This is a genomic window from Huaxiibacter chinensis (assembly GCF_022171985.1).
GTDB classification, from domain to species: Bacteria; Pseudomonadota; Gammaproteobacteria; order Enterobacterales; family Enterobacteriaceae; genus Enterobacter; species Enterobacter chinensis_A.
The window spans coordinates 101,525-123,906 of sequence record NZ_JAJVHF010000007.1; the positions used below are offsets into that span (position 1 = coordinate 101,525).

Here is a 22,382-nt window from a genome sequence, read left to right on the forward strand (position 1 = left end):
GCTTAAGATCACTTTATTTAGATATAGCAAGAGATAAAAAGTGATGCGTCTCGCATAAATGATTATTGTCTTTTTTGTATATTTGCAGCCAGGATCGCATTCATCGAGTTGCAAAATATAATAATACGCGCAACGCATTGTTATTTAAGATATTCAATTTCCTTCAATTCTTCTCCTTCCCCCATTTCACCTGTTTGCTTTCATACATTGGCACGCGTATTTTATTTTTACGTTAAGACTGTATCCTAAAAATAAGAGAGTGCTTATGCGACTCATAAATTATTTCCCGAATGAATCAATAAAAATTAAACATTCAGCTCATAGCTGGCAAGAGGCTATTGATATCAGCATGGCGTCGTTGCTGCAAAACGGATTTATCAATGCGCGCTATATTCAGTCTATTAAAGAATCGACGCTAAAGAATGGTCCTTATTATATTCTGGCGCCCGGCGTGGCGATGCCGCACGCCAGACCAGAGTGTGGGGCTTTAAAAACGGGAATGTCATTAACCTTATTACAGAGTGGCGTGACCTTTAATGACGTCGATGAGCCCATAAAACTCTTAATTGGTTTATCCGCCGCCGATCCTGATTCCCATATAGGCGCTATTCAGGCGCTCAGTGAGTTGTTATCTGAAGATGAACACTTAGCGGCACTGTTAAATTGTCAGACGGAAACAGAACTGACGGACATTATTGCTAAGGCCTAATCACACTTTCCTTTACAGGATAATATCATGGAAAATAAGTCTGCTCGCGCAAAAGTCCAGGCTTTTGGGGGCTTTTTGACGGCAATGGTCATCCCAAATATTGGTGCCTTTATTGCCTGGGGATTCATTACCGCATTATTTATCCCAACCGGCTGGCTGCCAAATGAGCATTTTGCCAAAATCGTCGGCCCGATGATTACCTATTTGTTGCCGGTGATGATTGGTTCAACGGGGGGCCATCTCATCGGCGGTAAACGTGGTGCGGTAATGGGCGGAATTGGCACCATCGGGGTGATCGTGGGGGCGGATATCCCTATGTTCCTGGGATCGATGATCATGGGGCCGCTGGGCGGGCTGATGATTAAATATATCGACCGGGCTCTGGAGAAGCGCATCCCCGCTGGTTTTGAAATGGTGATTAATAACTTTTCGCTGGGCATCGCCGGTATGTTGCTGTGCCTGCTCGGGTTCGAAATTATCGGCCCTGCGGTGTTAATTGCCAACACCTTCGTGAAAGAGTGCATTGAAGCGCTGGTACACGCAGGTTATCTCCCCCTGTTATCGGTTATCAATGAACCCGCCAAGATCCTCTTTTTGAACAACGCCATTGACCAGGGAGTGTACTATCCGCTGGGTATGCAGCAGGCCTCCGTTGACGGAAAATCCATCTTCTTTATGGTTGCCTCCAATCCCGGTCCCGGGCTCGGATTACTCCTTGCGTTTTCCCTTTTCGGAAAGGGGATGAGTAAACGTTCTGCGCCAGGAGCGATGATTATCCACTTCCTTGGCGGGATCCATGAACTCTATTTCCCCTATGTGTTGATGAAGCCCCTGACGCTGGCAGGCATGATTGCCGGGGGAATGGCCGGTACCTGGACATTTAATTTACTCGACGGCGGTCTGGTGGCAGGACCCAGCCCCGGCTCCATTTTTGCCTATCTCGCCTTAACGCCGAAAGGCTCGTTTATGGCGACGGTCGCTGGCGTCGCGGTAGGGGCGATAGTGACCTTTGCGGTGACATCCGTGATCCTGAAAATGGAAAAGCCGGTTGTAACCGAAAATGAAGATCGTTTTGCGGAATCAACAAAAGCCATTAAATCCATGAAGCAGGAAGGCGCATTTTCACTCAAGAACGTTAAGCGAATCGCATTTGTCTGCGATGCGGGAATGGGATCAAGCGCGATGGGGGCGACCACCTTCCGAAAACGACTTGAGAAGGGCGGCCTGGCAATTGAGGTAAAACATTATGCTATTGAGAATATACCTTCAGATGCAGATATTGTCGTGACGCATGCCAGTCTTGAAGGTCGGGTAAAACGCGTATCAGAGAAACCGTTAATCCTTATTCATAATTATATCGGCGATCCGCAGCTCGACGTGCTCTACAAAAAGATAACTGCTGAAATCTAATCTGATTTATAGAGGTTTAACATGAAAACTAAAGTTGCCGCGATTTATGGTAAGGGCGATGTACGTTTGCGCGAATTCGATTTGCCTGCAATAACGGATAACGAATTACTGGTCAGCGTTATTTCGGATAGCGTCTGCTTATCAACCTGGAAAGCCGCCATGCTTGGCAGTGAGCATAAGCGTGTGCCGGATGATTTAGAGAATCATCCTGTCATTACCGGGCATGAATGCGCCGGGGTGATTGTTGAAGTAGGTAAGAACCTGACAGGGAAATATAAAAAGGGGCAGCGCTTTGTATTACAACCTGCCATGGGTTTACCGTCAGGTTATTCGGCGGGCTATAGCTATGAATACTTTGGCGGTAATGCTACCTATATGATTATTCCGGAGGTGGCCATTAATCTGGGGTGCGTATTACCCTATAACGGATCTTATTTTGCTGCCGCGTCGTTGGCGGAACCAGCCTGCTGCATCATTGGCGCGTACAAAGCGAATTACCACACTACGCCGTACGTCTACGAACACCGTATGGGAATAAAGCCTGGCGGAAACCTTGCTCTGCTGGCCTGTGCAGGGCCAATGGGAATCGGGGCGATTGATTACGCCATCAACGGGGGTGTTCAGCCTTCTCGTATTGTGGTGGGTGATATTGATGAAGCACGCCTGGCGCAGGCGCGTAAGCTTTTGCCCGTAGAGCAGGCCACTGCAAAAGGGATTGAGCTTATTTATGTGAATACCAGTGGCGTAGACAACCCCGCCACGGCTCTGCGCGCGCTGACCGACGATGCCGGTTTCGATGACGTCTTTGTCTATGCGGCGGTTCCGTCGGTAGTGGAAATGGCCGACGAACTCCTGGCGGAAGATGGTTGCCTCAATTTCTTTGCCGGACCTACGGATAAAGATTTTAAGGTTCCGCTTAACTTTTATAACGTCCATTACAACAGCACGCACGTGGTGGGGACCTCCGGCGGTTCGACCGAGGATATGAAAGAAGCGATCGCGCTGAGCGCGTCAGGCAAGCTGCAACCGTCCTTTATGGTGACACATATTGGCGGGCTGGACGCGGTGCCCGAGACGGTCCTTAATTTGCCGTCAATTCCTGGGGGCAAGAAACTGATTTATAACGGCGTGACCCTGCCTTTAACGGCAATCTCAGATTTTGCTGAGAAAGGTAAGACCGATCCGCTGTTTCGCGAGCTGGCCTCACTGGTTGCCGGGACGCACGGCATCTGGAATGAGCAAGCAGAAAAGTATTTGCTGGCGCATTTTGGCGTGGATACCGGGGAGGCGATGGCATGATGTCGCTTTCCTGGCCGCTGTTTCGCACTACGGAGCAGGCGGCGCTCGCGGCCTGGCCTCAAATCGGATGCGGCGATAAAAACAAAATTGACGGACTGGCGGTGAGCGCAATGCGCCATTCTCTCAACCAGATGGCGATTCATGGGCGCATTGTCATCGGTGAGGGCGAGATTGATCGCGCGCCCATGCTGTGGATAGGGGAAGAGGTCGGCAAGGGCGGCGGACCGAACGTGGATATTGCCGTCGATCCTATTGAAGGCACCCGGATGGTGGCGATGGGGCAAAGCAATGCGCTGGCGGTAATGGCCTTTGCTCCACAAGGCAGTTTGCTCCATGCACCCGATATGTATATGAAAAAACTGGTGGTTAACCGGCTGGCAAAAGGGGCCATCGATCTCCGCTTACCCCTGGTCGATAATCTCCGTAACGTGGCGCAGGCGCTGGGCAAGCCGCTGGAAAAACTGCGAATGGTCACGCTCGATAAGCCTCGATTACGTGATGCAATTCATGACGCCACCGCGCTGGGCGTGAAGGTTTTCGCCCTGGCGGATGGTGACGTGGCTGCCAGTGTACTGACCTGTCTGCAGGACAATCAATACGATGTCATGTACACCACAGGCGGCGCGCCGGAGGGGGTGATCTCTGCCTGTGCGGTTGCCGCACTGGGCGGAGATATGCAGGCAGAGCTTATTGATTACTGTCAGGCGAAAGGGGAGTCGGAAGCGAACAGACGCCTGGCCGCCGGGGAACATCTTCGCTGTAAAACGATGGGGGTGGAAATCAACCGCGTCTATTCCCTCCGTGAACTCGTGGCAAGTCAGGACGTCATTTTCTCTGCGACAGGTGTCACCGGCGGCGATCTGGTGAGCGGTATTCAACAGGTGACGAAGGGTGTGCGCACGCAAACTTTACTGATCGGCGGCGCAGACCGAACGTGTAATATAATAAACTCCCTGCATTCATGGTGATTTATCGAGAAACGAATGACGACGCTAACCGAAGACGACGTAATTGAGCAACTGGATGCTCAGCTGGATTTACTTTCGTTTATGACAACAGCAAATGAAATATTGCTGCTGGGGATTAGACGTTTTCTGCCGTCGCTGTTCGTGAATAATGATGAAGAGATCGTGGAATATGCAGTGAAGCCGTTACTCGCCCAAAGCGGGCCGCTTGACGATATCAATGTAGCGTTGCGTTTAATTTATGCCCTGGGAAAAATGGATAAGTGGCTTTACGCCGATATCACCCATTTCGCTCAGTTTGGTCAGTACCTGAATGAACAGAGCGAAATTCCGGGTTTTGCGGATGACATCACCTGGGATTTTATCCGCAACGTAAATAGCATTACCCGTAATGCGACCCTGTTCAATGCGCTTACCTCGATGAAATTTGCCGATTTTGCCGCATGGTCTGAGGTTCGTTTTACGGGTATGGTCAAAACGGCAATGACGCTGGCGGTAACGACAATACTCAAGGAATTAGAGCCGTGAAGATAAGCCTGACAGTGAATGGATTACAGGTTGATGCACAGTACAGCGAAGCCGAAATTCAACAGGTCCATTTGCCCTTGCTACAGCATATAGCGAAGCTGCACAGACGTAGCGGTAAACGAAGAACCGTGGTTTTTCTTAGCGCCCCGCCAGGTACAGGTAAGTCCACCTTAACGACATTCTGGGCATACCTTTCGCAGCGGGAGCCCGGCCTGCCCGCTATGCAAACGCTCCCGATGGATGGTTTCCATCATTACAACGCCTGGCTGGATGCAAATCAGCTGCGTCCCTTTAAAGGCGCACCGGAAACCTTTGATGTGGCAAAACTGGCAAACTATCTGCGCCAGCTTGGCGAGGAGACCGTAGACTGGCCGCAGTATGACCGACAAAAACATGACCCTGTTGAAGCCGCGATTGCGGTCAGCGCCAGTATTGTCATCGTGGAAGGAAACTGGCTATTGCTGGATGACGATAACTGGAAGGCGCTGGGTGCCTGTTGCGATCTTTCGGTGTTTATTACCGCCCCCGCGTCGGCGCTGCGAGAAAGGCTTGTGCAGCGTAAGATCGCCGGGGGGTTATCTCAGGAGGAGGCGCAGGCCTTTTATTTGCGCACGGATGGTCCCAATGTCGATCGCGTGCTCGGCCAGAGTCGCCAGGCCGATGTCTTATTGTGCATGACGGAGAGGGGCGAATACAGGGTTGGCAGAATGGAATAATCCGCCGGGCATTTGCTCGCGAAAATGTGACGCAAGTCAGATAAATGGCGAATCTCTACGGCGGGACGTTCCTTTTATTCCTCGTTTCGCTTATTCTTGCTGAAGCGTTTCAGTCGATTAAATGTTCGACAATTGACCAATCAATCGCAGTTTGTGACAGGTAAGGTTCCCCTTCGGGCGTCGCTGGATTACTCTTTCAGCACCTCAACTCAGGGATAGCCTTGCAGGAGATCTATGACCGTACGCGTAGCGATTAATGGCTTCGGTCGCATCGGGCGTAACGTGGTTCGGGCTTTATACGAATCCGGACGCCGGGCGGAAATCACCGTGGTGGCAATCAACGAACTGGCGGATGCCACGGGCATGGCGCATTTGTTGAAATATGACACCAGTCATGGGCGCTTTGCCTGGGATGTTCGCCAGGAAAGAGAGCAGCTCTTCGTCGGTGACGATGTGATTCGCGTTCTGCATGAGCAAAGCATCGACGCGCTGCCCTGGCGTGAGCTGGGAGTGGATGTGGTCCTCGACTGCACCGGCGTTTATGGCCTTCGCGAACATGGCGAGGCGCATCTGACGGCAGGGGCGAAAAAAGTCCTGTTTTCCCATCCCGGTGGTCACGATCTTGATGCCACTGTCGTTTATGGCGTAAACCATCAAGAGCTTCAGGCTGAACACCGCATTGTCTCCAACGCCTCCTGCACCACGAACTGCATTATTCCGGTCATCAAACTATTAGACGATGCCTATGGCATTGAATCAGGCACCGTGACCACAATTCACTCTGCCATGCACGATCAGCAGGTCATTGATGCGTACCATCCGGATTTGCGTCGCACACGTGCGGCGAGTCAGTCCATTATTCCGGTGGATACGAAACTGGCGGCGGGGATCACCCGAATTTTCCCCCAGTTTAATGACCGTTTCGAGGCCATTGCGGTCCGCGTGCCGACCATAAATGTGACGGCTATTGACCTCAGCGTAACGGTGAAGAAACCGGTAAAAGCGTGTGAAGTCAACCTGTTGCTGCAAAAAGCGGCGCAAGGTGCATTTCATGGTATAGTTGACTATACGGAATTACCGTTGGTCTCAGTAGATTTCAACCACGATCCGCACAGTGCCATTGTCGATGGCACACAAACGCGGGTCAGCGGTGCCCACCTCATCAAAACGCTGGTGTGGTGTGATAACGAATGGGGCTTTGCTAACCGAATGCTCGACACCACGTTAGCAATGGCCGCACAAGGTTTCAGGTAGAGCGCAGAGTGCGCTTGCAAAACTTTAAGAATCAACGAGAGGATTCACCATGTCTGTAATTAAGATGACCGATCTGGATCTGGCAGGTAAACGCGTTTTCATCCGTGCCGATCTGAACGTACCGGTTAAAGATGGCAAAGTGACCAGTGACGCACGTATTCGTGCATCTCTGCCGACCATCGAACTGGCTCTGAAGCAGGGCGCAAAAGTGATGGTTACCTCCCACCTGGGTCGTCCGACCGAAGGTGAGTACAATGAAGAATTCTCTCTGCTGCCGGTTGTTAACTATCTGAAAGACAAACTGTCCAGCCCGGTACGTCTGGTCAAAGACTACCTGGACGGCGTGGAAGTTGCCGCAGGTGAACTGGTTGTTCTGGAAAACGTTCGCTTCAACAAAGGCGAAAAGAAAGACGACGAAGCACTGTCTAAAAAATACGCCGCTCTGTGCGACGTGTTCGTGATGGACGCATTTGGTACGGCTCACCGTGCACAAGCTTCTACCCACGGTATCGGTAAATTTGCAGACGTTGCTTGTGCAGGTCCTCTGCTGGCAGACGAACTGGAAGCACTGGGTAAAGCGCTGAAAGAACCTGCACGTCCAATGGTGGCTATCGTTGGTGGTTCTAAAGTGTCCACCAAGCTGACCGTTCTGGATTCTCTGTCTAAAATCGCTGACCAGCTGATCGTTGGCGGTGGTATCGCAAACACCTTCGTGGCGGCTCAAGGCCATAACGTGGGTAAATCCCTGTATGAAGCAGACCTGGTGGACGAAGCAAAACGTCTGCTGACAACCTGCGATATCCCGGTTCCAACGGACGTACGCGTCGCAACAGAGTTCTCTGAAACAGCGACCGCAACCCTGAAATCTGTTAACGACATCAAAGATGAAGAGCAGATTCTGGACCTGGGCGATGTGTCTGCACAGAAACTGGCTGAAATCCTGAAAAACGCGAAAACGATTCTGTGGAATGGCCCGGTTGGCGTGTTTGAATTCCCTAACTTCCGTAAAGGAACTGAAATCGTGGCTAACGCTATCGCAGACAGCGACGCGTTCTCCATTGCAGGCGGCGGTGATACGCTGGCAGCAATCGACCTGTTCGGTATTTCTGACAAGATCTCCTACATCTCCACTGGTGGCGGTGCATTCCTCGAGTTCGTGGAAGGCAAAGTCCTGCCAGCAGTAGCAATGCTCGAAGAGCGCGCTAAGAAGTAAGCCATTCAAGGGCAGGGAAACCTGCCCAAATTTCAGCGCGCTTTATGAGCACGCACCTTTTCTAACGGCCGAAGATACAGGACTACGTAACATGTCTAAAATTTTTGATTTCGTAAAACCTGGCGTGATCACTGGTGATGACGTTCAGAAAGTGTTCCAGGTAGCTAAAGAAAACAACTTTGCTCTGCCTGCTGTTAACTGCGTGGGTACCGATTCCATTAACGCCGTACTGGAAACCGCTGCAAAAGTAAAAGCACCGGTTATCGTTCAGTTCTCTAACGGCGGCGCAGCATTCATCGCGGGTAAAGGCGTGAAAACTGACGTTCCTCAGGGCGCGGCAATCCTGGGCGCAATCTCTGGTGCGCATCACGTTCACCAGATGGCTGAGCACTACGGTGTTCCAGTTATCCTGCACACTGACCACTGCGCGAAGAAACTGCTGCCGTGGATCGACGGTCTGCTGGACGCGGGCGAAAAACACTTCGCCGCGACCGGTAAACCACTGTTCTCTTCTCACATGATCGACCTGTCTGAAGAATCTCTGGAAGAGAACATCGAAATCTGCTCCAAATACCTGGCGCGTATGTCCAAAATGGACATGACTCTGGAAATCGAACTGGGTTGCACCGGTGGCGAAGAAGACGGTGTGGACAACAGCCACATGGACGCTTCTGCTCTGTACACCCAGCCAGAAGACGTTGACTACGCGTACACCGAGCTGAGCAAAATCAGCCCGCGCTTCACCATTGCAGCGTCCTTCGGTAACGTTCACGGCGTTTACAAACCAGGTAACGTGGTTCTGACTCCAACTATCCTGCGCGATTCTCAGGACTATGTTTCTAAGAAACACAACCTGCCGCACAACAGCCTGAACTTCGTCTTCCACGGCGGTTCCGGTTCTTCTGCTCAGGAAATCAAAGACTCTGTTAGCTACGGTGTTATCAAAATGAACATCGATACCGATACCCAGTGGGCAACATGGGACGGTATCCTGGGCTACTACAAAGCAAACGAAGCTTACCTGCAGGGTCAGCTGGGCAACCCGAAAGGCGAAGACCAGCCGAACAAGAAATACTACGATCCACGCGTATGGCTGCGTGCTGCACAGACTTCAATGATCACCCGTCTGGAGCAGGCATTCAAAGAACTGAACGCGGTTGACGTTCTGTAATTTGAATCGCTAAACGTGTCAAAAAGGCCCGCATTTGCGGGCCTTTTTTTATGCCTTTTCAATAAGCTGCATCCTCTGTTTTTGTGATCTGTTTGGCATCTTTCACGCTTTTTGTTTACCCTTTACTAACCTGCCTGTCTCCGTGTGGGATGGATTTTGTTGTTTATAAGAGCATAAGGAATGATAAATGGAAGATCTCGGTGTTGTAGATAGCATCAATAACGCTGGCTCCTGGCTGGTGCGCAATCAGGCGCTGCTCATCAGCTACGCCGTGAATATTGCGGCGGCAATTGCCATTATCGTCGTGGGGATGATTGTTGCCCGTACCGTTTCCCGGGCCATCAATCGCGTCATGCTCTCACGCCACATTGACGCCACGGTTGCTGATTTCCTGTCAGCGCTGGTGCGCTACGGCATTATTGCGTTTACTCTCATTGCTGCATTAGGTCGGGTTGGCGTGCAGACCGCCTCCGTCATTGCCGTGCTGGGTGCCGCTGGTCTGGCCGTTGGCCTGGCACTTCAGGGCTCGCTCTCTAACCTGGCGGCTGGCGTTCTGCTGGTCACCTTCCGTCCGTTCCGCGCCGGTGAATATGTCGATCTGGGTGGCACGGCAGGTACCGTGCTGAACGTGCAGATCTTCTCCACCACGCTGCGTTCGGCAGACGGTAAAATCGTTATTGTTCCGAACAAAAAAGTCATCGACGGGAACATCACCAACTTCTCCCGTGAGCCGATTCGCCGCAATGAACTGGTGATTGGCGTGGGTTACGATTCTGATACCGAACTGGTTAAGAAGCTCATCACCGATATTATCGAGTCTGATGAACGTATCCTGAAAGATCGCGAAATGACCGTACGCCTGAACGAGCTGGGCGCATCGTCAATTAACTTCGTGGTGCGTATCTGGAGTAAGAGCAGCGATCTGCAAAACGTTTACTGGGATGTTCTGGAACGTATCAAACGTGATTTTGATGCGAACGGTATCAGCTTCCCGTATCCGCAGATGGACGTGAACTTCAAGCGCGTAAAAGAAGCCGAATAACGCGTGTCGGCTCAGCCAACGCCCGCCTGAAACGCGGGCGTTGTGCTTTATGGCTGTTTGCGCGCGCTTCCCTCCAGAAGCTGGCTAACATCGCGCATCAATGCGCCCGCGTCCGCATTACCTTTACTTTCCTGCTGAATCACCCAGTCACGTTGTACTGCTTGATATTGCGTCACTCTTTGCCATTTCTCCAGCTCGCCACGGCTAAGAAGATGAAACTGAGCGCCTTCCTTTTCCAGCGTAGCGGTCAGAGCTGCCAGCCCCTTGTCCAGGGTCGCGCCGAGCTGTTTCTCGGTGATGTTAGCCGCGCGATAGATAGCCTGTCGATCCTGCCCGGACATCGCGTTCCAGGTGTCTTTATTCATTACCAGAAGATAGACATGTCCAAGCCAGAGCGCTGGAGAAGAGTATATATAGGGTGCCTCGCGCTGCGCATGGATGTCGTATCCGCTGTCGAGGTTGACCATCAGCCCGTTCAACTGTCCGGCGCGCAATGCGTCGTTAATTTTGTCGTTCCAGGGCATTGCCACGGTGGTAGCGCCAGCGTTGCGCAAAAATGACTGATGCCAGAAGCTGGCGGTTCGCCACGTTGTTCCCTTTAACTGACTTAACTTCACTTCTGGCTGACGCGTAAAAAAACCTACCGGATAACCCAGGAAGAACTGCACATTAATCAGGTTATTTTGCTCCAGTTCCCGGGCAAATTGTGGATGTTGCTTGAACACGCGATGAAAGAACGTCACCTGTGCATCACCGTTATCTGGCCCCAGAGGGAAGCTTTTAAATATCTGATGCAGCGGAAGTTGTTCAGCCGTATATTCGGGCACGACTATGCCGATGTCAGCTTCTTTACCCTGACTCAGCGTCCTTAACGCATTGTAACTATTTGATATTTCCCCATTCCAGTGGGCATCAATTTTCAGACGGCCTTGCGACTCTTTTTCAATCTCCCGAAAGAAAACCTGTTTTATAAACTGCGTGCGCATATTGCCGTACGGTTCGTGGTCAGTGTAACGCAGGATCTTTTCCGCGCTCACGGTGCCCGGGAAGGCAGATAAAAGCGCGAATGCGGCACAGACGAACGCAGCAAATCCTGGATGCTTCATAGTATTTCCTGGAGAGGTTTAACGAGTCAGGGAGGGATTAAGGATACGCCGGTTGAGGGGGCAGGGGATTTGATAAAATCTGAATCTTGCACCCTGCACAGGATTTTATTAAATATTCTAATTAATCATTAAAATTATCAATTTTCTCTAATGGCGCGCGCGCAGTATAGTCTGCACATAAAGAAAACCTGATGAGAGTTATGCAATGTTATCTTACTATTTTCAAGGGTTTGCGCTAGGCGCGGCGATGATCCTTCCTCTCGGTCCGCAAAATGCCTTTGTGATGAACCAGGGCATTCGCCGACAGTACCATCTGATGATTGCCCTGCTGTGCGCGGTGAGCGATTTGCTACTGATCTGCGCCGGCATTTTCGGCGGTAGCGCACTGCTGATGCAGTCGCCATGGTTGCTGGCGCTGGTGACCTGGGGCGGTGTGGCCTTTTTGCTGTGGTATGGTTTTGGTGCGTTGAAAACCGCGATGAGCAGTAATCTTGAGCTGGCTAGCGCCGAAGTGATGAAGCAGGGGCGCTGGAAAATCGTGGCAACCATGCTGGCGGTGACATGGCTCAATCCGCACGTCTATCTGGATACCTTCGTTGTGCTCGGCAGCCTGGGCGGTCAGCTTGATGTTGAGCCTAAGCGCTGGTTTGCCCTGGGTACGGTCAGCGCCTCGTTTTTGTGGTTCTTTGGCCTGGCCATTCTTGCCGCCTGGCTTGCGCCACGTCTGCGGACCGCGAAAGCCCAGCGCATCATTTATATGCTGGTGGGGCTGGTCATGTGGTTTATTGCCTTCCAGTTAGCGAAAGACGGCATCCAGCACGTGCAGACACTTTTCAACTAAGCGTTGTCTTATGGACATCTGAATAAGACCCGCTAAGCTTGCAGGCATGCGCCCTGTTAATGGGTACTCTTCGCAACATGGAGGAATGACAGTGAAGTTTAAAGTGATGGCCCTGGCGGCATTAGTGAGTTTTGGTGCAGTGTCGGTGCAGGCAAGCGAATTACCTGACGGCCCGCACATTGTTACCTCTGGTACAGCGAGCGTGGATGCTGTTCCTGATGTTGCAACGCTTGCAATCGAAGTGAACGTCGCCGCGAAAGATGCCGCTTCTGCCAAGAAGCAGGCGGACGATCGCGTTGCGCAATATCTCTCTTTCCTGGAGCAGAATGGCGTCGCTAAAAAGGATATCAATTCAGCGAACCTGCGTACCCAGCCCGATTATGACTACCAGAACGGCAAAAGCATCCTGAAGGGCTACCGTGCCGTGCGTACCGTCGAAGTGACCCTGCGTCAGCTCGACAAACTGAACTCGTTGCTGGACGGTGCGCTGAAGGCGGGACTGAACGAGATCCGTTCCGTGTCGCTGGGCGTTGCGCAACCTGAAAAGTATAAAGACGAAGCGCGTAAAGCCGCTATTGATGACGCGGTGCGTCAGGCGCAACAGCTGGCATCCGGCTTCAAGAGTCAACTGGGGCCCGTGTATAGCGTGCGCTATCATGTGTCGAACTACCAGCCAAGCCCGATGGTTCGTATGATGAAGGCTGACGCTGCGCCGGTGTCTGCTCAGGAAACCTACGAGCAGCCGACGATTCAGTTCGACGATCAGGTAGACGTTGTCTTCCAGCTGGAACCCGCTCAGGGCCAGGCGGCTCAGAGCCAGCCAGCCTCTGAACCGGCTAAAGCTCAGTAAGCACACTGCAACGTCAAAGATAAGCCGGGTGGCCGTAAGCAACCCGGCTTTTTTTTAGTCTTGTCTCAACACCTTATGTCCGTACGCCAGCAGCGCATCGGTGACGTTGCGCATCATGCGGCTTTCCGGCGCAAACCGATGCCAGTAAAGCATCCGGCGCTGATACAGACCGGGGGTTAAATCGATAAGCTCACCGCTTTTCAACTCTTTCTCAATCTGCAGGTGCGGGATCATACAGCAGGTCGTGCCCTGGCGCGCCAGCTGAACGAAGGCTTCTGACGAGTTCACGATATGGCACGGCACGCTGCCCGGCGGCAGATCAAAGTTCTGCTGCAGGAAGGCCTGATGCATGTCGTCGAGATGATCGAACGCGACGGCCGGGGCTTTAAGCAGCGCCGCACGGGTGACGCCATTGGGGAAGTAGCGGTTGGCAAATTCCTTCGAGGCGACAAACAGGTAGTCCAGCGCGCCCAGCTGATCGACCAGGCAGCTCGGCAGGGCCTGCGGCTGAATACTGACGGCACCGACCACTTCACCACGACGCAGGCGTTCCTGAGTACGCGTTTCATCTTCCACCTGCAGGTTAAGACGAATCGGTGAATCAGCCAGAACGGCGGAAAGGGCAGGCAGTAACCAGGTTGCCAGACTGTCCGCGTTGACCGCCAGCGACAGCAGCAGCGGCGTTGAACCGGTCTGTTCATCGCCCAGCCATTCGTCTTCCAGCAGTTCGACCTGGCGCAGTAAGGCGAGCAGTTTTTGCCCTTGCTCGGTCGGGCGCGGTGGGACGGTACGCACCAGTAACGGTTGTCCGAACATATTCTCAAGCTGTTTGATACGCTGTGAAACAGCAGATTGCGTGATGCACAGCTTTTGCGCCGCGCGCTCAAAACCGCGTTCACGAATAACGGCATCAAGGGCCTGAAGTGTTCTGTAGTCCGGACGTTTCATTGCGGGGCGATACTCCTGAATTTTGCTTAATCTGCACTATGACACAATTTTCCTTTCGTGGCAGACGAAATCCACCCGGGCTGTTCTATAATGCGCCCTGAGTTTTCTCATCACAGGCAAACGATCATGACGCAGGATGAACTGAAAAAAGCAGTAGGATGGGCCGCTCTTCAGTACGTACAGCCAGGCACCATTGTCGGCGTAGGTACCGGCTCGACCGCCGCGCACTTTATTGATGCGCTGGGTACGATGAAAGGGCAGATCGAGGGCGCGGTATCCAGCTCCGATGCCTCCACGGAAAAGCTGAAAAGCCTGGGGATTACCGTCTTTGACCTTAACGAGGTTGACCGTCTGGGTATCTACGTTGATGGCGCGGATGAAATCAACGGCCACATGCAGATGATCAAAGGCGGCGGCGCAGCGCTGACCCGTGAAAAAATTATCGCCTCGGTTGCCGATAAGTTTATCTGTATCGCCGATGCTTCCAAGCAGGTGGATATTCTGGGTAATTTCCCGCTGCCTGTCGAAGTGATTCCGATGGCGCGCAGCGCGGTGGCGCGTCAGTTGGTCAGGCTGGGCGGTCGTCCGGAGTACCGTCAGGGCGTGGTTACCGACAACGGTAACGTGATCCTTGATGTGCACGGTCTGGAAATTCTCGATGCCGTGGCGATGGAAAATGCCATCAATGCGATCCCGGGCGTGGTTACCGTGGGGTTATTCGCCAACCGTGGCGCGGATGTGGCGTTGATTGGTACCGCTGACGGTGTGAAAACCATCGTAAAATGATCTGACGGGGGGAGCCCTCTCCCCGCTAAAAATTTTTCAAAAGCCAAATTCGGTGACTTGTGTCACGTTTTTCGGTGACCCCTGACGATCCTTCCGCGTTATAAAAGTTCCGCAGCATTTTCCACTGCCATTTTGCTCTGGATGACTTTTCTTCAGAACGGCGACGCAAACGTTCATATTGCTGCAATAGTTTTTTTTGATATGTTGGCTAGAGCGGATTCAAATACAGCACAACAACAGTTCAGACAAAACAGGGTCGGGTAAATGGCAAAGGTATCACTGGAAAAAGACAAGATTAAGTTTCTGCTGGTCGAAGGCGTGCACCAGAAAGCGATCGATAATCTTCGTGCAGCAGGCTACACCAACATCGAATTCCACAAAGGCGCACTGGACACCGAGCAGTTGAAAGAGTCCATCCGTGATGCCCATTTTATTGGCCTGCGATCCCGAACCCATCTGACTGCTGACGTTATTGCCTGTGCTGAAAAGCTCGTGGCGATTGGCTGTTTCTGTATCGGTACCAATCAGGTCGATCTGGATGCCGCGGCAAAACGTGGCGTACCTGTCTTCAACGCGCCGTTCTCTAACACGCGTTCCGTGGCGGAGCTGGTGATCGGCGAACTGCTGTTACTGCTGCGCGGTATTCCGGAAGCGAACGCCAAGGCGCACCGCGGCGTGTGGAACAAGCTGGCATCGGGGTCGTTTGAAGCGCGCGGCAAAAAGCTGGGGATCATCGGTTATGGCCATATCGGCACGCAGCTGGGTATTCTGGCTGAATCCTTAGGGATGCACGTGTTCTTCTACGATATCGAAAACAAGCTGCCGCTGGGCAATGCCACCCAGGTTCAGCATCTGTCCGACCTGCTGAACATGAGTGACGTGGTAAGCCTGCATGTGCCGGAAAATGCTTCAACCAAAAACATGATGGGCGCGGACGAGCTGGCTCTGATGAAGCCGGGTGCGCTGCTGATTAACGCCGCACGCGGTACGGTGGTGGATATTCCGGCGCTGTGCGATGCGCTACGAAGCAAGCATCTGGCCGGCGCGGCCATCGACGTTTTCCCAACCGAGCCTGCGACCAACAGCGATCCGTTCACCTCGCCGCTGTGCGAATTCGACAACGTGATCCTGACGCCGCATATCGGGGGGTCAACGCAGGAAGCCCAGGAAAATATCGGCCTGGAAGTGGCGGGCAAGCTGAGCAAATACTCCGACAACGGTTCGACGCTTTCCGCTGTGAATTTCCCGGAAGTATCTCTGCCGCTGCACGGCGGCCGTCGCCTGCTGCACATCCACGAAAACCGTCCGGGCGTGCTGACCGCGATTAACCAGATTTTTGCCGAGCAGGGCGTAAACATTGCGGCACAGTACCTGCAAACCAATTCGCAAATGGGCTATGTGGTTATTGATATCGAAGCGGATGAAGATGTCGCTGAGAAAGCGTTGCAGAGCATGAAGGCGATTCCGGGAACGATCCGCGCACGTCTTCTGTACTGATTGCGCGGTGAGTCGTGTCGGGTGACGGCTGCGTCTTACCCGACCTGGGCTATCCGAACGAATATGCAAGCCGGGTCAGGTGTCGCCACCCCCCGGCTTTCTTCTACCAGCACCAAACTTTGCCGGGCGTCACCACGGCAGGCAACGGAATATCCCATTTCTCCACCGGCAAGGCGGCCACGCCCTGACAATCGTGCGCATACCCTACCGGCTGAAAGCCATGCTGCTGCCAGTTTTGCAGCGTTCTGTCATAAAACCCGCCACCCATGCCTAAACGTTGCCCCTGTTCATCGAAGGCGACGAGGGGAGTGATCAGCACATCCAGCTCCGCAAGCGGCAATACATCGCGGACATCCAGCTTCGGCTCATAAATGCGTAAGCGGTTGACCAGCAGTTCACTGTGCGGATGGTAATGCAGGAACAACAGGTTGCCGGGGCTAAAGGGGTGTAACACGGGTAGGTAGACTTTTTTTCCGGCTCGCCAGAGCTGGTCGATGAGCGGCTGGGTGTCCAGTTCTCCATCAAACGAGAGAAACAGTGCGACAGTATGCGCCATCACAACGGGCGGATAAGCCATCATTCGCGCAGCGGCCTGCACGGCAAACTGAGACTGTTGCTCGGGCGTAAGGGCGCGACGACGTTGACGGATGGTCTGGCGAATTTGCTGGCGTGATGAAATTACTTCTGGAGGTTGAGTCATGGTAGTCGGTAGAGAAGAAAGAGGGAATCTCCGAGATGCCGCCGCAGGCTGTAACCCTTGAACCCTTGGTTCAAGGTGAATGTGTCGTCATAGTCTTAAGGCTTCTCGGACGAACCGAGCATGCTCACCGACCATGGAGCGCCACATTCTTGTGGTATGAAATATCGGCTCAGGGGACTGGCCCGCTTGCGAACATCTCAGAGAAATTTTGTCTTCACAGTCACTCTACCATAGTAAACTGCAAAGTGTTATTCAAACTTTGGCCCCGGTCTTTCGGGACTGCGACCCTGATCAAGCAACGCTTGTTCAATGGTCTGCTGAAGCATTTTAATGCGCTGCTCCATGCTCGCCGCATAGTCGCGGGTCTTCGCTTTTTCCTGAGTTAACTCATAGCTGATGTTCAACGCGGCGATGAAAACCAGCTGCTCAGTATTTGTGACTCTAGTGCGTTCTTTTAGATCTTGCAACCGCTGATTCAAATCGTCCGCAGCCTGATTCAAAGCATCCCTTTGTTCAGGCGGACAATTCACTCGCAGCGAACGGCCAAAAATTTGGAGATCGACGGGTTGTGCAGACATGCCACCTTCCTGCTGTTTGACTGCGCGACCTTCGCATACGGCCCCGGGGGCTGCGAAGGGGCGACACTATAGCTACCCTGATATGAAGATACAAGCCCTTTTCTGGTATCTCCAGGGTCCAAAGTGGTAGCATATCATGAATATCCTCCCATTGATGACGAATGCGTATGTCTATACAGAACGAAATGCCTGGTTACAACGAAGTCAGCCAGTTACTGAACCAGCAAGGCGTGGGTTTAACCCCTGCTGAAATGCATGGTCTGATCAGCGGGATGCTGTGTGGTGGAAACAGCGATAGCTCATGGCAGCCGCTGGTTCACGACCTGACGAACGAAGGGCTGGCCTTTGGTCACGAGCTGGCCGAAGCGCTGCGTAAAATGCACGCGGCGATCAGCGATTCGCTGGAAGATGACGGCTTCCTTTTTCAGCTTTATCTGCCTGATGGCGACGAAATTAGCGTGTTTGATCGCGCCGATGCTCTGGCTGGTTGGGTTAATCACTACCTGTTGGGCCTGGGCATCACCCAGCCTAAGCTGGATAAAGTGACCGGAGAAGCCGGCGAATCGATTGACGATCTGCGCAATATTGCGCAGCTTGGTTACGATGAAGACGAAGACCAGGAAGAGCTGGAGATGTCCGTCGAAGAAATTATCGAGTACGTTCGTGTTGCGGCCCTGCTGTGCCACGATACCTTTACGCGCTCCCAGCCCACCGCGCCGGAAGTCCGTAAACCTACTTTACACTAACAGCACCACGCACAGGAGGGTGTCATGGTCATCACGCAGGAAGAGTATCTGCGCCGCCGACAGGCGCTGCTGGCAAAAATGAAACCGGGCAGTGCCGCGCTGATTTTTGCGGCCCCGGAAGCCACGCGCAGCAACGATAGTGAATATCCCTATCGCCAGAGCAGCGACTTCTGGTACTTCACCGGCTTTAACGAGCCGGAAGCGGTACTGGTGCTGATTAAAAGCGATGACACCCATAACCACAGCGTCCTGTTTAACCGTGTGCGCGATCTCAGCGCTGAAACCTGGTTTGGTCGCCGTTTAGGCCAGGACGCGGCACCGGCGAAACTGGGTGTCGAGCGTGCGCTGGCCTTTAGCGAAATCAATGAGCAGCTTTACCAGTTGCTGAATGGGCTCGACGAGGTCTACCACGCGCAGGGCGAATATGCCTGGGCCGATGAGATCGTCTTCAACGCGCTGGATAAACTGCGTAAAGGCTCCCGCCAGAATCTCATTGCGCCTGCGTCTATCACCGACTGGCGGCCCCTTGTTCATGAGATGCGCTTATTCAAGTCGGCTGAAGAGCTGGAGATCATGCGTCGGGCGGGTGAAATCAGCGCCCTGGCCCACACGCGGGCGATGGAAAAATGCCGTCCGGGCATGTTTGAGTACCAGCTTGAAGGCGAAATCCTGCACGAGTTTAGCCGTCACGGTGCGCGCTTTCCTTCCTACAACACCATCGTTGGCGGCGGCGAAAACGGCTGCATTTTGCATTACACCGAAAATGAGTGTGAATTGCGCGACGGCGAGTTAGTGCTGATTGATGCCGGTTGCGAATACCAGGGGTATGCGGGCGATATCACGCGCACGTTTCCGGTGAACGGCAAATTTACCCCTGCTCAGCGCGCCATCTATGACATTGTCCTGAACTCGCTGGAAACGGCGCTGAAACTGTTCCGTCCGGGCACCTCCATTCAGGCCGTCACTCAAGACGTGGTGCGCATTATGGTGACCGGTCTGGTTGAGCTGCAGATCCTGAAAGGGGAGGTCGATGAGCTGATTGAACATAACGCACATCGCGCGTTCTTTATGCATGGCCTGAGCCACTGGCTGGGGCTGGATGTCCATGACGTTGGCGGATACGGCGTTGACCGTTCACGACCGCTCGAGCCAGGCATGGTCCTGACTGTAGAACCCGGCCTATACATCGCGCCGGATGCCGACGTGCCCGCTGAATATCGCGGGATCGGTATCCGAATTGAAGACGACATTGCGATCACCGAGTCGGGTAATGAAAACCTGACGGCGTCGGTGGTAAAACGCGCGGACGATATCGAAGCGCTGATGGCGGCGGCACGCGCATGAGTATTGTGATCGTGGGCGGCGGCATGACGGGCGCAACGCTGGCGCTGGCGCTCTCGCACCTGACGCAAGGGCAACTGGACGTCCATCTCGTGGAGGCCGTTGATCCCAAGGGCGCGGCACATCCGGGCTTTGACGCCCGCGCCATTGCGATTGCGCAAGGCACCTGCCAGCAGTTATCGCGCATTGGTCTCTGGCAGGCGATTGCCGACTGCGCCACGGCCATTAAAACGGTGCATGTGAGCGATCGCGGACATGCGGGATTTGTCACCCTCGAAGCCGAAGATTACCGGATAGAAGCGCTTGGACAGGTGGTGGAGCTCCACGACGTCGGGCAGCGTTTATTCCGTTTGCTGAACGATGCGCCAGGCGTCACGATGCACTGTCCGTCTCGCGTCGAGCAGTTTAGCCGCCGGGAAGAGGGGGTAAGCGTTACGCTTGACGACGGCACCCACATAGACGCGCAGCTGATGGTGGCGGCAGATGGCTCACGTTCGGCGCTGGGCACCCAGTGCGGTATTACGTGGCATCAACAGCCGTACGGCCAGGCGGCAGTCATCGCCAATGTGTCCACCGCTGTGGCGCATGAAGGGCGTGCGTTCGAGCGCTTTACTGAGCATGGCCCGCTCGCCCTGCTGCCGATGTCGCAGGGACGCAGTTCACTGGTCTGGTGCCATGCGCTGGAGAACGTTGACCAGGTGATGGCCTGGTCGGATGACCGTTTTTGTGAGGAATTACAAAAAGCGTTTGGCTGGCGCCTCGGGAAGATCCTGCATGCGGGCCAGCGGGCGTCTTATCCTCTGGCGCTGACCACCGCGTCACAGTCCATTTCGCATCGCGTTGCCCTGGTCGGAAACGCGGCGCAGACGCTTCACCCTATCGCCGGACAGGGATTTAACCTTGGTTTGCGCGATGTCATGAGCCTGGCGGAAACCCTGGCTCAGGCATGGCAGGAGCAGAAAGATTACGGCGCCTGGTCGGTTCTGTGCCAGTATCAAAAACGTCGCCAGGCAGATAAAGACGCCACCATTGGCGTGACGGATGGCCTGGTACACCTGTTCGCCAATCGCTGGGCTCCGCTGGTCGCGGGCCGTAATGCGGGGCTGATGGCGATGGAATTATTCATTCCGGCACGTGACGTGCTGGCGCAGCGGACTCTCGGTTGGGTTGCGCGTTAAGGAGTTAACTCAGTGCAGAATGTAGATGTTGCGATTGTCGGCGGTGGAATGGTTGGCCTGGCGCTGGCCTGCGGTTTGCAGGGCAGCGGCTTGCGTGTGGCGGTGCTTGAACAAAATCAGCCTCAGCCTGTCGCGCCCGACGCCCCGCCTGCGCTTCGGGTCTCTGCGATCAACGCCGCCAGTGAAAAGCTCCTGACGCGTTTAGGCGTCTGGTCGGATATCACGGGTTTTCGCGCCAGCTGTTATCACGGCATGGAAGTGTGGGACAAAGACAGCTTTGGTCATATTGCCTTCGATGACGAAAGCATGGGCTATAGCCATTTGGGTCACATCGTTGAAAATGCGGTCATTCATGACGCGCTGTGGCGTAAAGCCCAGCAGTGTTCAGACCTGACATTATTTGCGCCGGCGCAGGTCCAACAGGTCGCCTGGGGTGAAAACGAAGCCTTTATCACCCTGCAAAGCGGCGACATGCTGACGGCCCGGCTCATGGTCGGTGCCGACGGCGCAAACTCGTGGCTACGCGAAAAAGCGGATATTCCGCTGACCTTCTGGGATTATCGCCATCATGCTATGGTCGCGACAATTCGTACCGTAGAGCCGCACGGCGGCGTGGCGCGCCAGGTATTCCATAACGATGGCATCCTCGCATTTCTGCCGCTGAGCGATCCTCATCTGTGCTCTATCGTCTGGTCTCTGGTGCCGGAAAAAGCAAAGCAGATGCAGGAGGCCACGCCAGAGGCGTTTAATCAGGCGCTGTGTATGGCTTTTGATAATCGTCTGGGGCTTTGCACGCTGGAGAGTGAACGTCTCGTGTACCCGCTCACCGGGCGCTATGCGCGTCAGTTTGCCGCACATCGTCTGGCGCTGGTGGGCGATGCTGCCCATACCATCCATCCGCTGGCCGGGCAGGGAGTCAACCTGGGGTTTATGGATGCCGCGGAGCTGATTCAGGTGCTTCGTCGTTTACAGCGCGAGGGCAAAGATATCGGTCAACACCTGTATCTGCGTGGTTATGAGCGCAGCCGTAAGCACAGCGCCGCAATGATGCTGGCGGGCATGCAGGGTTTCCGTGAGCTTTTTGCCGGAAATCATCCTGCGAAAAAGCTGCTCAGAGATATGGGATTAAAACTGGCCGATACGCTTCCTGGCGTTAAGCCGCAACTCCTCCGCCAGGCGATGGGTCTGAACGATCTGCCGGACTGGCTGCGCTAAGTTAGACCCCCGTCACACTTTCATTTCCCGGCGCTGCCGCCGGGAAAATCTCCTCGTTTGAAATATTCTAATTTCACGCCTCTTTTCGCATTAGATTTTCTAATTTGGCCTTTTTTGCCTGACGGAAAATACGCCCGTTTTTCCGGATGAAATCTCTCACTACGCTAAAAATGTATCTGCATTGTTAATTTTATGCGGGTTAAATCGCATTTCCCCAGTGAATAACTCTGTAGGCTTCTTAGCGATTTTTGGTCATAAGCTAATGTGATGACCCATTTTACCTTATGGT

The 22,382-nt window shown here is 53.6% G+C and carries 22 protein-coding genes and 1 other RNA gene; 18 read left to right on the forward strand and 5 right to left on the reverse strand.

Annotated elements, in window-relative coordinates; genetic code table 11:
• Positions 1-265: 265 nt before the first annotated feature.
• From cmtB to mscS, 10 genes are all read left to right on the forward strand, one after another.
• Positions 266-709, forward strand: coding sequence for a PTS mannitol transporter subunit IIA (cmtB, locus tag LZP96_RS16445; RefSeq protein ID WP_064327310.1), 444 nt, complete (start codon positions 266-268; stop codon positions 707-709).
• 27 nt (positions 710-736) lie between these two features.
• Complete coding sequence (locus LZP96_RS16450; protein ID WP_064327309.1) at positions 737-2,119, forward strand: PTS mannitol transporter subunit IIBC; 1,383 nt, start codon at positions 737-739, stop codon at positions 2,117-2,119.
• 21 nt (positions 2,120-2,140) lie between these two features.
• Positions 2,141-3,418: a zinc-binding dehydrogenase gene (locus tag LZP96_RS16455; RefSeq protein ID WP_064327308.1), complete on the forward strand. Its 1,278-nt coding sequence runs from the start codon at positions 2,141-2,143 to the stop codon at positions 3,416-3,418.
• Positions 3,415-4,386, forward strand: coding sequence for a class II fructose-bisphosphatase (glpX, locus tag LZP96_RS16460; protein ID WP_064327307.1), 972 nt, complete (start codon positions 3,415-3,417; stop codon positions 4,384-4,386). The genes LZP96_RS16455 and glpX overlap by 4 nt, the downstream gene beginning before the upstream one ends.
• 15 nt (positions 4,387-4,401) lie before the next feature.
• Positions 4,402-4,911 (forward strand): MltR family transcriptional regulator, encoded by a 510-nt coding sequence (locus tag LZP96_RS16465; protein ID WP_064327306.1) that lies wholly within the window; start codon positions 4,402-4,404, stop codon positions 4,909-4,911.
• On the forward strand, positions 4,908-5,627 hold the full coding sequence (locus LZP96_RS16470) for a nucleoside/nucleotide kinase family protein (protein WP_064327305.1): 720 nt from the start codon (positions 4,908-4,910) through the stop codon (positions 5,625-5,627). The genes LZP96_RS16465 and LZP96_RS16470 overlap by 4 nt, the downstream gene beginning before the upstream one ends.
• Positions 5,628-5,861: 234 nt before the next feature.
• Entirely contained in the window at positions 5,862-6,881 is a 1,020-nt protein-coding gene (gene epd, locus LZP96_RS16475) for an erythrose-4-phosphate dehydrogenase (protein ID WP_064327304.1), read from the forward strand.
• 49 nt (positions 6,882-6,930) lie between these two features.
• Complete coding sequence (gene pgk, locus LZP96_RS16480) at positions 6,931-8,094, forward strand: phosphoglycerate kinase (RefSeq protein ID WP_064327303.1); 1,164 nt, start codon at positions 6,931-6,933, stop codon at positions 8,092-8,094.
• Between the two features lie 91 nt (positions 8,095-8,185).
• Complete coding sequence (gene fbaA, locus LZP96_RS16485; RefSeq protein WP_064327302.1) at positions 8,186-9,265, forward strand: class II fructose-bisphosphate aldolase; 1,080 nt, start codon at positions 8,186-8,188, stop codon at positions 9,263-9,265.
• Between the two features lie 187 nt (positions 9,266-9,452).
• Positions 9,453-10,307: a small-conductance mechanosensitive channel MscS gene (gene mscS, locus LZP96_RS16490; RefSeq protein ID WP_064327301.1), complete on the forward strand. Its 855-nt coding sequence runs from the start codon at positions 9,453-9,455 to the stop codon at positions 10,305-10,307.
• 47 nt (positions 10,308-10,354) lie between these two features.
• On the opposite strand, the gene dctP is transcribed toward mscS, so the two are convergent.
• Positions 10,355-11,413, reverse strand: coding sequence for a TRAP transporter substrate-binding protein DctP (dctP, locus tag LZP96_RS16495; protein ID WP_064327300.1), 1,059 nt, complete (start codon positions 11,411-11,413; stop codon positions 10,355-10,357).
• A gap of 205 nt (positions 11,414-11,618) precedes the next feature.
• Here dctP and argO point away from each other — a divergent pair, with 205 nt between their 5' ends.
• Both argO and LZP96_RS16505 read left to right on the forward strand, forming a co-directional pair.
• On the forward strand, positions 11,619-12,254 hold the full coding sequence (gene argO, locus LZP96_RS16500) for an arginine exporter ArgO (RefSeq protein WP_258926176.1): 636 nt from the start codon (positions 11,619-11,621) through the stop codon (positions 12,252-12,254).
• Between the two features lie 91 nt (positions 12,255-12,345).
• Positions 12,346-13,104, forward strand: a complete 759-nt coding sequence (locus tag LZP96_RS16505; RefSeq protein WP_064327298.1) for an oxidative stress defense protein — start codon at positions 12,346-12,348, stop codon at positions 13,102-13,104.
• 54 nt (positions 13,105-13,158) lie between these two features.
• Here LZP96_RS16505 and argP read toward each other — a convergent pair whose 3' ends face one another.
• Complete coding sequence (gene argP / locus LZP96_RS16510; protein ID WP_064327297.1) at positions 13,159-14,052, reverse strand: DNA-binding transcriptional regulator ArgP; 894 nt, start codon at positions 14,050-14,052, stop codon at positions 13,159-13,161.
• A 126-nt stretch (positions 14,053-14,178) separates the two neighbouring features.
• Here argP and rpiA point away from each other — a divergent pair, with 126 nt between their 5' ends.
• Together rpiA and serA are read left to right on the forward strand one after the other, a co-directional pair.
• A complete protein-coding gene (rpiA, locus tag LZP96_RS16515) occupies positions 14,179-14,838 on the forward strand; it encodes a ribose-5-phosphate isomerase RpiA (RefSeq protein WP_064327296.1) in 660 nt (219 codons plus the stop codon).
• Between the two features lie 264 nt (positions 14,839-15,102).
• Positions 15,103-16,335, forward strand: coding sequence for a phosphoglycerate dehydrogenase (serA, locus tag LZP96_RS16520; protein WP_064327295.1), 1,233 nt, complete (start codon positions 15,103-15,105; stop codon positions 16,333-16,335).
• Between the two features lie 103 nt (positions 16,336-16,438).
• On the opposite strand, the gene LZP96_RS16525 is transcribed toward serA, so the two are convergent.
• The 3 genes from LZP96_RS16525 to zapA all read right to left on the reverse strand — a co-directional run bounded on the left by LZP96_RS16525 (position 16,439) and on the right by zapA (position 17,613).
• Positions 16,439-17,035, reverse strand: a complete 597-nt coding sequence (locus tag LZP96_RS16525; protein ID WP_064327294.1) for a 5-formyltetrahydrofolate cyclo-ligase — start codon at positions 17,033-17,035, stop codon at positions 16,439-16,441.
• A 23-nt stretch (positions 17,036-17,058) separates the two neighbouring features.
• Positions 17,059-17,242: non-coding RNA, 6S RNA (gene ssrS, locus LZP96_RS16530), on the reverse strand.
• 41 nt (positions 17,243-17,283) lie between these two features.
• A complete protein-coding gene (gene zapA / locus LZP96_RS16535) occupies positions 17,284-17,613 on the reverse strand; it encodes a cell division protein ZapA (protein WP_003860096.1) in 330 nt (109 codons plus the stop codon).
• A 167-nt stretch (positions 17,614-17,780) separates the two neighbouring features.
• Here zapA and LZP96_RS16540 point away from each other — a divergent pair, with 167 nt between their 5' ends.
• The 4 genes from LZP96_RS16540 to ubiI are packed head-to-tail and all read left to right on the forward strand — an operon-like array spanning position 17,781 to position 22,093.
• Complete coding sequence (locus LZP96_RS16540) at positions 17,781-18,359, forward strand: YecA/YgfB family protein (protein ID WP_087892703.1); 579 nt, start codon at positions 17,781-17,783, stop codon at positions 18,357-18,359.
• A 24-nt stretch (positions 18,360-18,383) separates the two neighbouring features.
• Positions 18,384-19,703 (forward strand): Xaa-Pro aminopeptidase, encoded by a 1,320-nt coding sequence (gene pepP, locus LZP96_RS16545; protein ID WP_064327292.1) that lies wholly within the window; start codon positions 18,384-18,386, stop codon positions 19,701-19,703.
• Positions 19,700-20,878 (forward strand): 2-octaprenyl-6-methoxyphenyl hydroxylase, encoded by a 1,179-nt coding sequence (gene ubiH / locus LZP96_RS16550; protein ID WP_064327291.1) that lies wholly within the window; start codon positions 19,700-19,702, stop codon positions 20,876-20,878. The genes pepP and ubiH overlap by 4 nt, the downstream gene beginning before the upstream one ends.
• A 12-nt stretch (positions 20,879-20,890) precedes the next feature.
• Positions 20,891-22,093: an FAD-dependent 2-octaprenylphenol hydroxylase gene (gene ubiI, locus LZP96_RS16555; protein WP_064327290.1), complete on the forward strand. Its 1,203-nt coding sequence runs from the start codon at positions 20,891-20,893 to the stop codon at positions 22,091-22,093.
• Positions 22,094-22,382: the final 289 nt, after the last annotated feature.

What these genes read in the sequence shown, in the direction of transcription:
- cmtB (WP_064327310.1), top strand. Translation starts at nt 266, where the DNA reads ATGCGACTCATAAATTATTTCCCGAATGAATCAATAAAAATTAAACAT.
- LZP96_RS16450 (WP_064327309.1), top strand. Translation starts at nt 737, where the DNA reads ATGGAAAATAAGTCTGCTCGCGCAAAAGTCCAGGCTTTTGGGGGCTTT.
- LZP96_RS16455 (WP_064327308.1), top strand. Translation starts at nt 2,141, where the DNA reads ATGAAAACTAAAGTTGCCGCGATTTATGGTAAGGGCGATGTACGTTTG.
- glpX (WP_064327307.1), top strand. Translation starts at nt 3,415, where the DNA reads ATGATGTCGCTTTCCTGGCCGCTGTTTCGCACTACGGAGCAGGCGGCG.
- LZP96_RS16465 (WP_064327306.1), top strand. Translation starts at nt 4,402, where the DNA reads ATGACGACGCTAACCGAAGACGACGTAATTGAGCAACTGGATGCTCAG.
- epd (WP_064327304.1), top strand. Translation starts at nt 5,862, where the DNA reads ATGACCGTACGCGTAGCGATTAATGGCTTCGGTCGCATCGGGCGTAAC.
- pgk (WP_064327303.1), top strand. Translation starts at nt 6,931, where the DNA reads ATGTCTGTAATTAAGATGACCGATCTGGATCTGGCAGGTAAACGCGTT.
- fbaA (WP_064327302.1), top strand. Translation starts at nt 8,186, where the DNA reads ATGTCTAAAATTTTTGATTTCGTAAAACCTGGCGTGATCACTGGTGAT.
- mscS (WP_064327301.1), top strand. Translation starts at nt 9,453, where the DNA reads ATGGAAGATCTCGGTGTTGTAGATAGCATCAATAACGCTGGCTCCTGG.
- dctP (WP_064327300.1), bottom strand. Translation starts at nt 11,413, where the DNA reads ATGAAGCATCCAGGATTTGCTGCGTTCGTCTGTGCCGCATTCGCGCTT.
- argO (WP_258926176.1), top strand. Translation starts at nt 11,619, where the DNA reads ATGTTATCTTACTATTTTCAAGGGTTTGCGCTAGGCGCGGCGATGATC.
- argP (WP_064327297.1), bottom strand. Translation starts at nt 14,052, where the DNA reads ATGAAACGTCCGGACTACAGAACACTTCAGGCCCTTGATGCCGTTATT.
- rpiA (WP_064327296.1), top strand. Translation starts at nt 14,179, where the DNA reads ATGACGCAGGATGAACTGAAAAAAGCAGTAGGATGGGCCGCTCTTCAG.
- serA (WP_064327295.1), top strand. Translation starts at nt 15,103, where the DNA reads ATGGCAAAGGTATCACTGGAAAAAGACAAGATTAAGTTTCTGCTGGTC.
- LZP96_RS16525 (WP_064327294.1), bottom strand. Translation starts at nt 17,035, where the DNA reads ATGACTCAACCTCCAGAAGTAATTTCATCACGCCAGCAAATTCGCCAG.
- zapA (WP_003860096.1), bottom strand. Translation starts at nt 17,613, where the DNA reads ATGTCTGCACAACCCGTCGATCTCCAAATTTTTGGCCGTTCGCTGCGA.
- LZP96_RS16540 (WP_087892703.1), top strand. Translation starts at nt 17,781, where the DNA reads ATGTCTATACAGAACGAAATGCCTGGTTACAACGAAGTCAGCCAGTTA.
- pepP (WP_064327292.1), top strand. Translation starts at nt 18,384, where the DNA reads ATGGTCATCACGCAGGAAGAGTATCTGCGCCGCCGACAGGCGCTGCTG.
- ubiH (WP_064327291.1), top strand. Translation starts at nt 19,700, where the DNA reads ATGAGTATTGTGATCGTGGGCGGCGGCATGACGGGCGCAACGCTGGCG.